This window comes from Kineococcus sp. AC630 (assembly GCF_979255925.1).
The window spans coordinates 12,294-27,160 of the sequence record NZ_CEEDMJ010000022.1; the positions used below are offsets into that span (position 1 = coordinate 12,294).

General features: G+C 74.4%; 13 protein-coding genes. 7 read left to right on the forward strand and 6 right to left on the reverse strand.

Going from position 1 to position 14,867, the window contains the following annotated elements; translation table 11 throughout:
* Nucleotides 1–50: 50 nt before the first annotated feature.
* From hpf to mtrA, 6 genes are all read right to left on the reverse strand, one after another.
* Nucleotides 51–848 carry a ribosome hibernation-promoting factor, HPF/YfiA family gene (hpf, locus tag AC0I8G_RS20620; protein WP_471731604.1) on the reverse strand — a complete coding sequence of 266 codons (798 nt, stop codon included), beginning with the start codon at nucleotides 846–848 and terminating at the stop codon, nucleotides 51–53.
* 61 nt (nucleotides 849–909) lie between these two features.
* Nucleotides 910–1,062: a hypothetical protein gene (locus AC0I8G_RS20625; protein ID WP_380157977.1), complete on the reverse strand. Its 153-nt coding sequence runs from the start codon at nucleotides 1,060–1,062 to the stop codon at nucleotides 910–912.
* 86 nt (nucleotides 1,063–1,148) lie between these two features.
* Complete coding sequence (locus AC0I8G_RS20630) at nucleotides 1,149–1,793, reverse strand: ComF family protein (protein ID WP_471731605.1); 645 nt, start codon at nucleotides 1,791–1,793, stop codon at nucleotides 1,149–1,151.
* Between the two features lie 101 nt (nucleotides 1,794–1,894).
* Nucleotides 1,895–3,607, reverse strand: a complete 1,713-nt coding sequence (locus tag AC0I8G_RS20635; protein WP_471731606.1) for an LpqB family beta-propeller domain-containing protein — start codon at nucleotides 3,605–3,607, stop codon at nucleotides 1,895–1,897.
* On the reverse strand, nucleotides 3,604–5,214 hold the full coding sequence (mtrB, locus tag AC0I8G_RS20640; RefSeq protein ID WP_471731607.1) for an MtrAB system histidine kinase MtrB: 1,611 nt from the start codon (nucleotides 5,212–5,214) through the stop codon (nucleotides 3,604–3,606). The genes AC0I8G_RS20635 and mtrB overlap by 4 nt, the downstream gene beginning before the upstream one ends.
* Nucleotides 5,215–5,227: 13 nt before the next feature.
* The gene (gene mtrA / locus AC0I8G_RS20645; protein ID WP_380157984.1) at nucleotides 5,228–5,905 is read right to left on the reverse strand and encodes an MtrAB system response regulator MtrA; all 678 of its coding nucleotides are present in this window, start codon (nucleotides 5,903–5,905) and stop codon (nucleotides 5,228–5,230) included.
* 130 nt (nucleotides 5,906–6,035) lie between these two features.
* Between mtrA and AC0I8G_RS20650 the strand changes: the two genes are divergently transcribed.
* The 7 genes from AC0I8G_RS20650 (at nucleotide 6,036) to AC0I8G_RS20680 (ending at nucleotide 14,863) form a co-directional block, all read left to right on the forward strand.
* A complete protein-coding gene (locus AC0I8G_RS20650) occupies nucleotides 6,036–7,106 on the forward strand; it encodes a glycerophosphoryl diester phosphodiesterase membrane domain-containing protein (RefSeq protein WP_471731608.1) in 1,071 nt (356 codons plus the stop codon).
* The gene (locus tag AC0I8G_RS20655) at nucleotides 7,103–7,729 is read left to right on the forward strand and encodes a DUF4129 domain-containing protein (RefSeq protein WP_471731609.1); all 627 of its coding nucleotides are present in this window, start codon (nucleotides 7,103–7,105) and stop codon (nucleotides 7,727–7,729) included. The genes AC0I8G_RS20650 and AC0I8G_RS20655 overlap by 4 nt, the downstream gene beginning before the upstream one ends.
* On the forward strand, nucleotides 7,726–8,910 hold the full coding sequence (locus AC0I8G_RS20660; protein WP_471731610.1) for a DUF4350 domain-containing protein: 1,185 nt from the start codon (nucleotides 7,726–7,728) through the stop codon (nucleotides 8,908–8,910). The genes AC0I8G_RS20655 and AC0I8G_RS20660 overlap by 4 nt, the downstream gene beginning before the upstream one ends.
* Nucleotides 8,911–8,942: 32 nt before the next feature.
* A complete protein-coding gene (locus tag AC0I8G_RS20665) occupies nucleotides 8,943–9,920 on the forward strand; it encodes an AAA family ATPase (RefSeq protein WP_380162204.1) in 978 nt (325 codons plus the stop codon).
* A gap of 23 nt (nucleotides 9,921–9,943) precedes the next feature.
* The gene (locus tag AC0I8G_RS20670) at nucleotides 9,944–11,260 is read left to right on the forward strand and encodes a DUF58 domain-containing protein (protein WP_471731611.1); all 1,317 of its coding nucleotides are present in this window, start codon (nucleotides 9,944–9,946) and stop codon (nucleotides 11,258–11,260) included.
* A 67-nt stretch (nucleotides 11,261–11,327) separates the two neighbouring features.
* Nucleotides 11,328–13,052: an ABC transporter ATP-binding protein gene (locus AC0I8G_RS20675; protein WP_471731612.1), complete on the forward strand. Its 1,725-nt coding sequence runs from the start codon at nucleotides 11,328–11,330 to the stop codon at nucleotides 13,050–13,052.
* Nucleotides 13,049–14,863 carry an ABC transporter ATP-binding protein gene (locus tag AC0I8G_RS20680; protein ID WP_471731613.1) on the forward strand — a complete coding sequence of 605 codons (1,815 nt, stop codon included), beginning with the start codon at nucleotides 13,049–13,051 and terminating at the stop codon, nucleotides 14,861–14,863. The genes AC0I8G_RS20675 and AC0I8G_RS20680 overlap by 4 nt, the downstream gene beginning before the upstream one ends.
* Nucleotides 14,864–14,867 lie beyond the last annotated feature (4 nt).

The window sequence follows — 14,867 nt, forward strand, 5'->3', positions numbered from 1 at the left end:
GGGCGCCACTCCCCGCGGCGGGGAGCGGCGCCCTCTGCTCCGGTCCGGACTCAGCGCATGGCGGCTGCCACGACGGCGGTCAGGGCGGCGTCACCGGCGCTGCGCCGGTCCGCGGATCCCGTCTCGAGCGGCGTGGCGCCGCCCTGCAGGTCGAGGTGGATCACGCCGTAGTCCCAACCGCGCCGGCGGTAGACCACGCTCGGGGAACTCGTGGCGGCGTCGACGAAGAGGTAGAAGTCGTGCCCGACGAGTTCCATCTCGTACAACGCCTGGTCCAGCGTCATCGGCTCGGCGTCGTGGGTCTTCTCTCGGATGACGACCGGCGAGGCGTCCTCGAGCGCCGCGTCGGAGCCGGACCCGACGGGTTCCGCGGTCGGGGGTTTCGTCCCGGCCATGACGGCGGGCGTCGGCACCGGCGAACCGTCCGCCACGGTGTGCTCCACCTGTTCCGCGAGCGGTCGGGCGGGGTCGAAGGAACCCGTCAGGACCTCGTCGGACAACCCGGCCGTCGCCTGGGCCACCGACGTCGGCCGGTGCCGACCGTGGTGGACCTTGCGACGGTCGCGCGCCCTGCGCAGCCGTTCGAAGAGTTTCGTGGTCGCCAGGTCCAGGGCGGCGTAGGGATCGTCCGCGCAGGCTTCGGCCCGCACCACGGGTCCCTTGTCCCGCACCGTGATCTCGACGCGTTCGCAGTTGCTGGCCTGTCGGCGGTTGTTCTCGTGGGAAACCTCGACGTCGATGCGCTGGGCGCGCGGGGCGAACTGGGTGACCTTCTCCAGCTTGTCCTCGACGTGGCGCCGGAACCTCTCCTTGACGTCGGTGTGCCGTCCGGTGACCACAACTTCCACGGGATGCCTCCCTCGTTCGAACTGGCGGCGCCGGCACGTGGGGCCGGCCCGCCTCGGACCGTCACCTCGTGCCGTGCACCACCCCCGGGGGGAGCGCACGGTGAGCGGGCAGCATCCGGCAGGACCGTGTCCCCCGGTGAGCGGGTCCGTCCTTGGACTCCGCCGGGGCGAGGGCCGACGCGAGGTCGGCCACGGTGCCGGTGAGGGCTGCCATGCAGACACGCTAGACCCCCTCCCCCTCCGGTGCCCAGGTGTGACGCGCGTTTCCCGGTGAACGCCCAGCGGATCCGCCCCCGCGGCTCAGGCCAGCGTCACGCAGAGCACGCCGATCACCCGGACGCCCCCCGCGCGCAACGCCCGCACGGCTTCGGCCGCGGTGGCCGTGGTCGTCACGACGTCGTCGAGGACCACGCAGGGGCGGCCCGGGGCGGGGCCGGCCAGCGCGAAGGCCCCGGCGAGGTTGGCCCGGCGACCGGCCGCGTCGAGCTCGGTCTGGTCCGCCACCCGTCGCACCACCCGCAGCGACCGGGCCACCCCCACGTCGCGCCCCCGGCGGCGCGCGACCTCGGCGGTGCGGGCCGCGAGGTCGGCGACGAGGTCCCCGCCCCGGGCGCGTCGGCTCGCGCGACGCGTCGGGACGGGCACGAGGTCCAGCGGGCCGCGCGGGACGAGGTCGGCGAGGGCGGGGACCAGCGCCCCGGCGAGGCGGCCGCGGAGTTCGGCCCGGCCGCGTTCCTTCACCGCCAGCAGCAGCTGGCGGGCCGGGCCGTCGTGGGTGGCGCAGGCCCGGACCGGGGTCCCGTCGGGCAGTTCCGAGCCGGCGCCGCCGCGCAGCGCCCGTCCGCAGGGGACGCAGCAGACGGTGCCCGTCCGCCCGCACCCCGCGCAGTCGGCGGGCCAGACGAGGTCGGCGGCGGCGGTCAGGAACGAGGTCACGGGCGGCACCGGCAGAGCATCACCTCCCCCGGCGGCACCCACCGGTACCCGTCCACAGCTCGGCCCCGGCGGGGCGTCGGCCCGGGGGCTGTGGACAGCCGGTCAGCCGCTCAGCCGGGGTAGGAGGGGTCACGACCGTCGGCGAGGACGATCCAGCTCGCACCGCTGCGGGTGAGGAGGCGTCCGTCGGCGGTGCCGACGACGAGGTCGCGCTCGCTCCAGCCACCGGCGATCGTCACGGCCCCCGGCACGGCGGGCAGCCGGGTGCTGGGACCGGAGACCCGGACGAGCACCGGCACCGGGTCGCCGCCGGGCGGACGGGTCAGCACCACCAGCTCGTCGTCGACGAGCCAGGCGGCGTCGGCGACGTCGGCGACGCCGGGGACGAGGTCGGGCGTCCCGACGCCGAGGCGCAGCGGTTTCCCGCCGGCGTCGCGGACGATGCCGTGGACGCGCACGTGCACGGCCCCGGCGGCGTCGCGGCCCACCACCAGCAGCCGCGCGCCGTCCCGGGAGACCCGCACGGACACCAGGGCCCCCAGCCCGTCGGCGGGCGGTTCCACCGGCACGGCGGGGGTCTGCGGGGTTCCCGTGGGGACGACGAGGGGAGGCTGCCCGGCCGTCGTCGGTGCGGTCCAGAGCCAGCCGAAGCGGTCGATCGAGGGCGGGACGAGACTGCCCTGACCGGTCACCGCGGGTTCCAGCTGACCGCCGGTGCGCTGGGTGCGGGCGACCTTCCCGGCGTCGGTGAGCACCGCGAAGACGCTGCCGTCGGCCGCGACCGCGGGGTGCGAGGCGGCACCGGCGGCCTCGAGCCCCGGCCCGGTGCCGGCGACGGCGCGCAGTTGACTGCGGTCCCAGCGCGAGATCCCCTGGGGCCCCAGCGCCACCAGCCGACTGTCGCTCGGTGCGCTGGCCCGCGGCACGTCGGTGCCGGCGGTCTCCGACCCGCGGGTCAGTTCCGCGCCGTCCACGCTGACCTGCACGTCGCCGACGGCGGGCAGGCCGGTGAGGCTGGCCCGCAGCTGGGCTAGCAGCACACCGCGCTGGGTGGGGTCGGCGTCCAGGGCGGTGTCGGTGAGGTCGACGGTCGCCGTCCCGGCCGCCACCGGGACCGTCCCCACCCGCAGTTCCGTGCCCACCGGCGCCCCGGAGTCGACCCCCGGGGCCAGCCATGCCGACGGTCCCGCCAGCAGCGCGCGGACGATCCGGGTGGCCGTGGAGGAGTCGTAACCGAACCAGCGGACGTCGCCGACGAGCTGGGTGGCGGGCCCCGACGTCGCGAAGTACACCGGAAAGGGCCGCAGGGTGCGGGAGGCGTCGAGGGTGGTGATGACGACACCGTCGCCGGGGTCGGTGACGCGCCACTGCCCCTCCTCCCGGACCAGGTTCAGCGAGCGGGTGTACGTGGAGGCCGGGGGTTGCTCGGTGTAGTGCCCGTCAGCGTCGACGAGCGCGTCGACGGGCGCGGTGACGGCGACGACGGCCGTGTCCGCGTCCTGGCGCAGCAGCTCGAGGTCGGGGCTGGTCGTGACGATCGTCGTCCCCGCGTCGGGGCGCCACGTCTGCGCCGTCCCGGCGCCGAGGAACTGCCGCGCGACCGCGTGGTCCTGTTCCGAGGAGGACGCGGCGAGCAGGAACCCCCGGACGACGTCGACGGCGGCGGCGTCCTGGACGGGGCCGTCCGGGATGACCTGCAGCAGACCGATCCGGGGATCGTCCTCGATGCGCTGACCGCTGACGACGTCGCTGGAGCGCGGCACCCCACCGCACCCGGCGAGGACGCCCGCGAGCGCCAGCGCGAGCGCGGCGCGGCGTCTCACGGGAGGTCCGGGGACGGGCGGGACCGTCCGGCGGTGAGCGCCGCGACGGGTTCGCGCCAGCCCAGGGGGACGACGGGCAGCGGGGAGGAGCGCAACGCCCGGCCGGCGGTGCGCGGGACGGTCAGGACGAAGTGGCACCCCTGTCCCGGGCGACCCCACACCTCCAGCCAGCCGCCGTGGAGGCGGGTGTCCTCCAGCGCGATCGCCAGCCCGAGCCCGCTGCCGCCGGTGGTGCGGGCGCGGGCGGGATCGGCGCGCCAGAAGCGGTCGAAGACCCGCGGCAGCTGGGCTGGTTCGAGGCCGACCCCGTGGTCGCGGACGCCGATGGCGACGGCGTGCTCGTCGCAGACGACCGTGATCTCGATGGGCCGGGACTCCCCGTGCTCGAGGGCGTTGCCCAGCAGGTTGCGCAGGACCCGTTCGATGCGCCGGGAGTCGACCTCGGCGGTGCACGGGGAGGCCGGCTCGGAGAGCAGCACCTGCGAGCCGCGCCGTTCGGCGAGGGTGGAGGCGAACTCCACGACGCGGTGCACCAGCGCCCGCACGTCCTGCGGATCGGGTTCCAGCGCAGCGGCTCCGGCGTCGAAGCGGCTGATCTCGAGCAGGTCGGCGAGGAGGGAGTCGAACCGTTCGAGCTGGGTCAGCATGAGTTCGGAGGAACGCGCCACGGCGGGGTCGAAACCCGCGCGGGCGTCGTGCAGGACCTCCCCGGCCATCCGGATCGTCGTCAGCGGGGTGCGCAGTTCGTGGCTGACGTCGGAGACGAAGCGGCGCTGCACCCGGGAGAGCTCCTCGAGCTGCTCGATGTGCTGCTGCATCCCCGCGGCCATCTCGTTGAACGCCCGGGCCAGGCGGGCCAGGTCGTCGCTGCCGCGGACCCGCATGCGTTCGTCGAGGTGACCGCCGGTGAGTCGTTCGGCGGTGCCGGCGGCCTCGCGGACGGGTTCGACGACCATCCGGGCCACGACCCAGGCGACGGCCCCGACGAGCAGGACGAGGGCGATGCCGCCGCCGACGAACGTCGTGCGCACCAGCGAGACGGTCGACTCCTCGCTGGCCAGGGAGTAGACGAAGTAGATCTCGTACTCCCCCGCCCGCGGCAGGGTGACGGTGGAGCCGACGACGAGCGACGGCGCGGTGCCCGCGTCGGGCAGGTCGACGATCTGCATCTGCTGGACGTCGGAGTCGACGACGGCCTCGCGCAGCGCCACGGGGACGTCGCCGGCCTCCAGCCCCTCGGAGGCGATGTCGCGGACGATGACCTGCCCGCTGCCGCTGGTGTCCGGGGAGCCGATGGCGCGCAGCAGGACCACCCCGCGGACCCGGTCGGGACCGGCGCCCTCCAGCGAGGACACGACGTCGCCGGCGAGCTGCTCGACCTCGGCGGAGTTCGTGGTCGTGGAGGCGTCGAACTGCTGCTGCGCGGTCTGGGCGCTGCGGGCGGCGTCGGCGAGGGCGACCTCCTGGCGTTCCGCCACCAGCCCGTCGGCGATCCCGTCGAGCAGGAACGAGCCGACCCCGACGACGACGGCGAGCCCGAGCAGGGTGGTGAGGACGACGACCCGCAACTGCAGGGAGGCCCGCCAGCGGGCCAGCACCCGACCCATCAGAACGGGCCCATCAGAGCGGACCGGCGCGGTACCCCACCCCGCGGACGGTCACCACGATCTCGGGGTGCTCGGGGTCGACCTCGATCTTGGAGCGCAACCGCTGGACGTGGACGTTCACGAGCCGGGTGTCGGCGGCGTGGCGGTAGCCCCAGACCTGCTCCAGCAGCAGCTCGCGGGTGAACGCCTGCCAGGGCTTGCGGGCCAGGGTGACCAGCAGTTCGAACTCCAGCGGGGTCAGCGGCAGGGACCGGCCGTCGCGACGCACGGAGTGCCCGGCGACGTCGATGGTCAGGTCGCCGATGCGCAGCGTCTCGGGCGGGCGGTCGCCGGCGGAACGCAACCGCGCCCGCACCCGGGCCACGAGTTCCTTGGGCTTGAACGGCTTGACGACGTAGTCGTCTGCGCCGGCCTCGAGCCCGAGCACGACGTCGACGGTGTCGCTCTTCGCCGTGAGCATGACGATGGGCACGCCCGACTCGGCGCGGATCTGGCGGCAGACCTCCATGCCGTCCGTCCCGGGCAGCATCAGGTCCAGCAGCACCAGATCGGGCCGCGTGGCCCGGAAGGCGCCCAGCGCCTCGTCCCCGTTCGCGCAGAAGCGGGTCTCCAACCCTTCGCCCTGCAGCACGATCCCCAGCATCTCGGCCAGCGCGGTGTCGTCGTCCACCACGAGGACACGTCCCCTCATGGGGTCATCTTGCCCGTACAGCAGGTGATCGGGGCTGATCACCACGCCGTGACCCCGCTCGGCACCCGTCCTCTGGCAGCATGGGCCACCGGCAACGGGTGGATCTTGGCGGTACGGGGGCGTACGGGCGATGGGGACGGACCAGTGGCAGCGGCCGGACGAGGGCACTCCGGACCCGGCCGGGCCCACGGGCTGGGGACAGCCGCAGCCGGGCCCGACCGGCGCACCGCCGCCCGCCTGGGGCCGTCCGAGCGCCCCGCGGCCGGGGATCGTGCCGTTGCGGCCGCTGGGCCTGGGTGAGATCTGGGACGGCGCGTTCCGCGCCTTCCGGCAGAACCCGCGGGTCATGGTCGGTCTCTCCGCGATCGTCGTGGTCATCACCTCGGTCGTGACGCTGATCGCCAGCTACGTCACCACCCGCGACCTCGTCGGGGCGGTGAACCGGCTCGAGGCCGCCGACGGCTCCTTCGACGACCTGTTCTCCTCCGTCCAGCGCGGGGTGCCGCTGCTGCTCTTCAGCACCGTGCTGCAGTCGGTGGCGGTCCTCGTCCTCAACGGGATGCTCATCGTCAGCGTGAGCCGCGCGGTGCTCGGGCGCACGATCGGGTTCGGGGAGCTGTGGCGCACCTGCGCCCGCCGGGTCCTGCCCCTCGTCGGGCTGTCGCTGGTCATCACCCTCGGCACGCTCGCGGTCGGCGCGCTCGCCCTGGCCCCGGGGGCGCTGGTCGTCTGGCAGGCCGACTCCACGACGGTCACCGGGATCGGCGTGGCCGCCCTGCTGCTCGGTCTGCTCGCCTGGCTGGTCGCCGGCGCGTTCCTGTGGGTGAAGTGGTCGATGGCCACCCCGGCGATGCTGCTGGAGGACCTCGGGATCCGCGCGGCCCTGAGGCGTTCGTACCGCCTCACCGCCCGCACGTTCTGGCGGACGTTCGGGATCCTGCTGCTCACCGCGGTCGTGGTCTACGCCGTGGTGGCGGCCGTGTCGGTGCCGTTCAGCGCCGTCGGGCAGGTCCTGGCCGTCGCCGTCGGCGACGGGACGTGGGGGCTCGCGCTGAGCCAGACCGTCTCGACCCTCGGCTCGGTGATCGGCAGCGTCGTCGCCTACCCCTTCCTCGCCTCGGTGACCGCCCTGGTCTACGTGGACCTGCGGATGCGCCGCGAGGGTCTCGACGTCGAACTGCACCGGGCCAGCGGCCAGTGATCCTCCTCGCCGGGGTCCCGCTGGACCCCGACCGCGCTCAGGGCCGGGAGTGGCTGGCGCGCGAGCTCGCCGGTCCGGAGTACCGCGAGGCGCAGGGGTCCTGGCTGGCGCGGGCGTGGGCCTGGTTGCAGGACTGGCTCTCGCAGGTGCGGGTGCCGGGTCTGGGCACGAACTGGACCGCCGTCGTCGTGGTCGTGCTGCTGCTGGCGGCCGTCGTCGCGGTGGTCTTCCTCGTCGGGGGTCCGCTGCGGCGCAGCGCCCGCCAGCGCGAACCCGACGCGGTCTTCGACGCCGGCCCCGAACCGTCGGCCACCCACTTCGCCCGCGCCGACGCCGCGGCCACCGCGGGCGACTGGGACCTCGCCGTCGCCGAACGCTTCCGTGGTCTGGTCCGCTCGCTGGAGGAACGGACGATCATCGACTCCCGCGCCGGGCGGACCGCCGGCGAGATCGCCGGACAGGCCGGGGCCACGCTGCCCGACTGCGCCGGAGCCCTGACCCGGGCCGCGCGGACCTTCGACGACATCCGCTACGGCGGCCGCAGCGCCGGGGCCGCGACGAACGAGGACCTGCGGGCCGTGGTCGCCGCCGTCGCGGCCGCACGACCGGTGGTCGCGGCGTGAGCGCGCTCGGGTTCGAGACCCGCAGCGCGCGACCCGAGGTGGGCGGGGCGTGGCGCCGCTGGCGCGGGATCGTCGCCCTCGGGGTGGTCGTCGTCGCGGTCGTGCTGCTGCTGAGCCTGCTCACGCCGCGCACCAGCGAGGAGGCCCTCGCCCCGGACTCCGTCTCCCCCAGCGGCGCCCGCGCGCTCGCGCGGGTCCTGCAGGACCAGGGCGTGAGCCTCACGCAGGCCCGCTCCTTCGACGCCGCGACCCGGGCCCTCGACGAGAACCGGACCGGCGGGGTGACGCTGCTGGTCACCGACCCCGACCTGCTCTCCGCGCAGCGCCTGCAGGTGCTCGTCGCCTCGGGGGCGGACCTGGTGCTGCTGCGGCCCAGCGACGACACGCTGGAGGCGCTGACCCCCGACGTGCGCGAGACGGGCTCGGAGGCGGCGCTGGACCGCGACCCGGGGTGCACCGTGGCCGCGGCCGTGGCGGCGGGACGGGCCCGCGCGGGCGGGCTGACCTACACGACGGAGGGCGACGCGCGCTCCTGCTACGGCGGGTCCTACGTGCGCGTCGAGTCCGGGGTCGGCGGGTCGGAGGCCTCGCTGACCGTCCTGGGCCAGCCGGCGCTGCTCACGAACCGCTGGGCCGACCGCGAGGGCAACGGGACGCTCGCGCTGCGCACGCTCGGCGCCGACCCGTCCCTCGTCTGGTACCTGCCGGACCCGCTGGACACCGACTCCCCGACCGTGCCGCTGCTGAACCTGGTCCCGCGCTGGCTCGCCCCGGCGATCGCGCTGCTGCTCGTCGCGACCCTCGTGGGGCTCTTCTGGCGCGGACGCCGGCTGGGTCGCCTGGTGGGCGAACCGTTGCCCGTCGTCGTCCGCGCGGCCGAGACCGTCGAAGGTCACGGCCGGCTCTACGCGAGCGCCGGGGCCTCGGGTCGGGCCGCGGACGTCCTGCGCGGCGCGACCACCCGCCGGCTGCGCGCCTCGGTGGGCCTGGACCCGCAGGCCCCCGTGCACGACGTGGCCGACCAGGTCGCGTGGCTGACCGGGCGAGCGGCGACGGGCGTGCAGGAACTGCTGGCCGGGACCTCCCCGCGCGACGACCCCGCGCTGGTCCGGCTGGCCCTCGAACTGGACACCCTGGAGGACGACGTGCGCGGATCCACCCCGAGGAAGGCCGAGAAGTGAGCGAACCGGAAACCCCCGAGACGGCAGCACCCGTGGCCCGCGCGAGCGAGGGCCCCGAGGTCGAGGACGCCCGGCAGGCGCTGCGGGCGGTCCGCCAGGAGGTCGCCAAGGCCGTCGTCGGCCAGGACGCCGCCGTCACCGGGCTGGTGATCGCCGTCCTCTGCCGCGGCCACGTGCTGCTCGAAGGCGTTCCGGGCGTGGCGAAGACGCTGCTGGTGCGGACGTTGTCGGCCGCTCTCGCCCTCGACACCAAACGCGTGCAGTTCACCCCGGACCTGATGCCCGGCGACGTCACCGGGTCGCTGGTCTACGACGCGCAGAGCTCGCGGTTCTCCTTCCGCGAGGGCCCGGTGTTCACCAACATCCTGCTCGCCGACGAGATCAACCGGACCCCGCCGAAGACGCAGGCCTCGCTGCTGGAGGCGATGGAGGAGAAGCAGGTCTCCGTCGAGGGTGAGGCCCGTCCGCTGCCCGACCCGTTCATCGTCGCCGCCACCCAGAACCCGGTGGAGTACGAGGGCACCTACCCGCTGCCCGAGGCGCAGCTGGACCGGTTCCTGCTGAAGCTGACCCTGCCGCTGCCCCCGCGCGAGGACGAGATCGAGGTCCTGGTGCGCCACGCCACGGGGTTCGACCCGCGCGACCTGGCCGCCGCCGGGGTCCGGGCCGTCGCGACCCGCGAGCAGCTCGCGATCGCGGCCGCCGCCGTGCGCCGGGTGCAGTGCTCGCGCGAGGTCCTCGGCTACGTCGTCGACGTCTGCCGGGCCACCCGCAGCTCGCCGTCGCTGGCGCTGGGCGTCTCCCCCCGCGGGGCGACGGCGCTGCTGGCGACGGCGCGGGCCTGGGCGTGGCTCTCGGGGCGGGACTACGTCTCCCCCGACGACGTGAAGGCGCTCGCCCGCCCGACGCTGCGCCACCGCGTGCAGCTGCGCCCCGAGGCCGAGCTGGACGGGGTGAGCGTCGACGCCGTCCTGGACTCGGTGCTCGGCTCCGTCCCCGTCCCCCGCTGATCGGGCCGTGACATGGGGTTGACATGGCGCTGACCGGACGGGCCGTGCTGCTCGTCCTCGCGGGGCTGGTCCTCGTCGTGGCCTGGCCGGGGTGGGCCGCGGTCTGGCTCTGGTGCACCCTCAGCGTGGTCCTGGTCGTCCTCGACGTCGTCCTCGCGCCGTCGCCGCGCTCGCTGCAGGTGCAGCGGCCGCCGTTGAGCGCGGTGCGTCTCGGCGAACCCCGCGAGACGGAACTGCTCGTGCACAACACCGGCGGCAAGCGGGTGCGGGGGCTCCTGCGCGACGCCTGGGTCCCCTCCGCCGGGGCCCGTTCCTCTCGGCACCGCCTGGACCTCCCCGCCGGGGAACGCCGCCGCGTCACGACGGTCCTCGTCCCCACCCGACGCGGGGACCGCCTCAGCGACCGGGTCACCCTGCGCTGCGCCGGCCCGCTCGGCCTCGCCGCCCGGCAGCGCTCGACCCCCGTCCCCGGGCGGTTGCGGGTGCTGCCGCCGTTCACGTCCCGCAAGCACCTGCCGTCCCGCCTGGCCCGGCTGCGCGAGCTCGACGGCCGCAGCGCCGTCCAGCACCGCGGTCAGGGCACGGAGTTCGACTCGTTGCGGGAGTACGTCGACGGCGACGACGTCCGCTCCATCGACTGGCGCGCCAGCGCGCGCCGGCAGGCCGTCGTCGTGCGCACCTGGCGTCCCGAGCGCGACCGCCGGGTGCTGCTCGTGCTCGACACCTCCCGCACCTCCGCGGCCCGCCTGGACGCGGGGGGCTCGCTGAGCGGCGAGGTCAGCGTCCGCCTGGACGCGCAGATCGAGGCGGCCCTGCTGACCGCGGCGCTCGCCGCCCGGGCCGGTGACCGCGTCGACCTCGTCGCGCACGACCGCCGCGTCCGCGCGCGGGTGCGGGGCGGCACCCGCGGGGACCTGCTGCCCTCGCTCGTGGAGGCGCTCGCCCCGCTCGAACCCTCGCTCGTGGAGGCCGACTGGGACGCCGTGGCGACGGAGGTCCGGACCACGGCCCGCCAACGCTCGCTCGTCGTGCTGCTGACCGCCCTGGACTCCTCCGTCCTGGACTCGGGGCTGCTCGGGGTGCTGGAGCAGCTCGCGACCCGGCACACCGTCGTCCTCGCCGCGGTCGACGACCCCGCGCTGGCGCAGCTGGCCCGCGGTCGCTCCGACGCCGAGGCGGTCTACACCGCCGCCGCCGCGGAGGCCGCCACGGCCGAACGCGACCGCACGGCCCGGTTGCTGACCCGGCTCGACGTCGAGGTCGTGCACGCGGACCCGGACGGGCTGGCCCCCGCCCTGGCCGACCGCTACCTCGCGCTCAAGGCCGCGGGGCGCCTCTAGCAGCAGGTTCGACGGGGACACGAAAGTCTGATGTCACCGGGCCCAGCGGCTGCTAGACCTGAACCTCGTGTTGTTCCCCCTGCTCCGAGAGCACCTGCGCCCGCACCGCGGGCTGTTGATCGGGGTCCTGGTCCTGCAGGTCCTGCAGACCGTGGCCTCGTTGTACCTGCCCCGTCTCAACGCCGACATCATCGACCGGGGTGTGGCGACCGGGGACACCGGCTACATCGTCCACACCGGTCTGCTGATGCTCGGGGTGACGCTGGTCCAGGTGGTGGCGACGATCGCGGCCGTGTGGTGCGGGGCGCGAGCGGCCATGGCCATGGGCCGCGACCTGCGCGGCGCCGTCTTCGAGCACGTCCTGTCCTTCTCCAAGGCCGAGGTCGGCCGCTTCGGTGCCCCCTCGCTCATCACCCGCGGCACCAACGACGTGCAGCAGGTGCAGATGCTCGTGCTGATGACCTGCACGATGATCGTCTCGGCGCCGATCCTCTGCGTGGGCGGCATCGTCATGGCGCTGCGCGAGGACGTCGGGCTGAGCTGGCTGGTGGTCGTGGCGGTCCCGCTGCTGGTGGCGGTGATGGCGGTGATCATGGTGCGCCTCGGGCCGCTGTTCGGGGTGCTGCAGAAGCGGCTGGACACCGTGAACCGGGTGCTGCGCGAACAGCTGACGGGGTTGCGGGTCATCCGGGGCTTCGTCCGCGAGGACGCCGAACAGGCCCGCTTCGGGCGGGCCAACGAGGAACTCACCGACGTCGCGATGCGGACCGGGCGGCTCTTCGCCGTCGTCTTCCCCTTCGTCACGCTGGTGGTGAACCTGGCCAGCGCCGCGGTCGTCTGGTTCGGCGCCGCGCGGGTGGAGTCGGGGGAACTGCAGGTCGGGGCCCTCATCGCGTTCCTGTCCTACCTCGTGCAGATCCTCACCGGCGTCATGATGACGACGTTCCTGGCCGTGATGGGTCCCCGCGCGGCGGTGTCGGCCGGGCGCATCGGCGAGGTCCTGCAGACCGCCCCCTCCGTGCACGACAGCGGGAAACCCGTCGAGGTCACCTCGGGCGGACGGATGGAGTTCCGCGACGTCGGGTTCAGTTACCCGGGCGCGGACCGCCCGGTCCTGGACGGGGTCACCTTCGACGTCCTGCCCGGCCGCACGACGGCCGTGATCGGCTCCACCGGGTCCGGCAAGACGACGGTCGTGAACCTGGCCACCCGGCTCGCGGACGTGACCGCGGGCGCGGTCCTGCTCGACGGGGTGGACCTGCGCGAGCTCTCCGACGTCGACCTGCGGCGACGCGTCGGCCTGGTGCCGCAACGGCCCTACCTCTTCGCGGGGACCGTCGCCTCGAACCTCCGCTTCGGCCGCCCCGACGCCACCGACGAGGAGTTGTGGGCCGCGTTGACGACGGCGCAGGCCGCGGACTTCGTGCGGGAGATGACCGGTGCCCTGCAGGCCCCGATCTCCCAGGGCGGGACGAACGTCTCCGGCGGGCAGCGCCAGCGGTTGTCCATCGCCCGGATGCTGGTGCAGTCCCCCGCCGTGCACGTCTTCGACGACGCGTTCTCGGCGCTGGACACCGCCACCGACGCCCGGTTGCGGACGGCGTTGGCGCGGACCCTGCCCGACGCGGCCATCCTCGTGGTGGCGCAACGGGTCTCGACCATCGTCGACGCCGACGAGATCGTCGTCCTGGAGGCGGGGAAGGTCGTCGGCCGGGGCCGGCACCGGGAACTGCTGGAGACCTGCCCCACGTACCTGGAGATCGTCAGCTCCCAGCTGGAGGTGGCCGCGTGAGCGGGCGCGGAGGACCGATGCGGATGGCGGGGCCGCCGCAGAAGTCGGTGGACTTCCTCCCCTCGGCGAAGCGGTTGCTGCGCCGCATGGGCCCGGACCTGCCCCGGCTCGTCCTCGTCCTGGTCCTGGCCGTGGCGAGCGTCGGCCTGAACGTCACGGGCCCCAAGCTCCTGGGGCGGGCCACCGACTTCGTCGTCGCCACCGCGTTCGGCGGGCAGCCGCTGGACCGCGACGGGTTGCGCGACGTCGTCCTGCAGGCCGTGGCCGTCTACGTGGGGTCCGCGGTGCTGGCCTACGTCCAGGGCGTCCTGCTGAACCGCGTGGTGCAGCGCACGGTGTTCCGGCTGCGCGCCGACGTCGAGGCCACGATCCACCGGTTGCCGCTCTCCCACGTCGACTCCACCCCCCGCGGGGAGCTGCTGAGCCGGGTCACCAACGACATCGACAACATCTCCCAGAGCCTGCAGCAGACGGTGTCGCAGGCGCTGGTGTCGGTCCTCACCGTCATCGGCGTCGTCGCGATGATGTTCACGATCTCCTGGGAGCTCGCGCTGCTCGCCCTGGTCGCGATCCCGCTGACGCTGGGGATCGTGGTGGTCATCGCGAAGCGGTCGCAGCCGCTGTTCGTGAACCAGTGGCGCGAGACGGGCCAGCTGAACGCGCAGATCGAGGAGGCCTTCACCGGCCACGACGTCGTCACCGCGTTCGGGCGCCGCGAGGAGGTCCGGGACCGCTTCGCCGCGAAGAACGCGGAGCTGTACACGGCGAGCTCGGGCGCGCAGTTCCTCTCCGGGACGATCATGCCCTCGACGATGCTCGTCGGGAACCTCGTCTACGTCGCCGTCGCCGTCGTCGGCGCCACGATGGTGACCGGGGGGACCCTCACCATCGGCGGCGTGCAGGCGTTCGTGCAGTACTCCCGCCAGTTCACCCAGCCGCTGGCCCAGCTGGGGTCGATGGCGAACATGCTGCAGTCCGGGGTCGCCTCCGCCGAACGCGTCTTCGAACTGTTCGACGCCCCGACGATGTCGCCGGACCCGGTGGACGGGCCGAGGCCCTCCGGCCCGGGCCGCATCGAGTTCCAGCACGTGTCGTTCCGCTACTCCCCCGAGAAGCCCCTCATCGAGGACCTCTCCTTCGTCGCCGAACCCGGGCACACCGTCGCGATCGTCGGACCGACGGGCGCGGGCAAGACGACGCTGGTGAACCTGCTGCTGCGCTACTACGAGCTGGACGCGGGCAGGATCCTGCTCGACGGGGTGGACGTCGCGACGATGTCGCGGTCCGACCTGCGCTCGCGGGCCGCGATCGTGCTGCAGGACACCTGGTTGTTCCAGGGCACGATCGCCGAGAACATCGCCTACGCGCGTCCCTCGGCGAGCGAGGAGGACGTCCTCGAGGCCGCCCGGGCCGCCTCCGTGGACACCGTCGTGCAGACCCTGCCCGACGGTTTCCAGACGCTGGTGGACGACGACGCGGGACGCATCAGCGCCGGCGAGAAGCAGCTCATCACGATCGCCCGGGCCTACCTGGCGAAACCCCACGTGCTGGTGCTGGACGAGGCGACCTCCTCGGTGGACACCCGCACCGAACGCGTGGTCCAGCACGCGATGGCGGCGTTGCGGGCCGACCGCACGAGCCTCGTCATCGCACACCGGCTCTCGACGATCCGCGACGCCGACCTCATCCTCGTCATGGAGTCGGGTCGGGTCGTGGAACAGGGTCGCCACGTCGACCTGGTGGACGCGGGCGGGCCGTACGCGCGGTTGCACGACGCTCAGTTCTCCGGCGCGGCGGCCGAGGTGGAGTGACCCC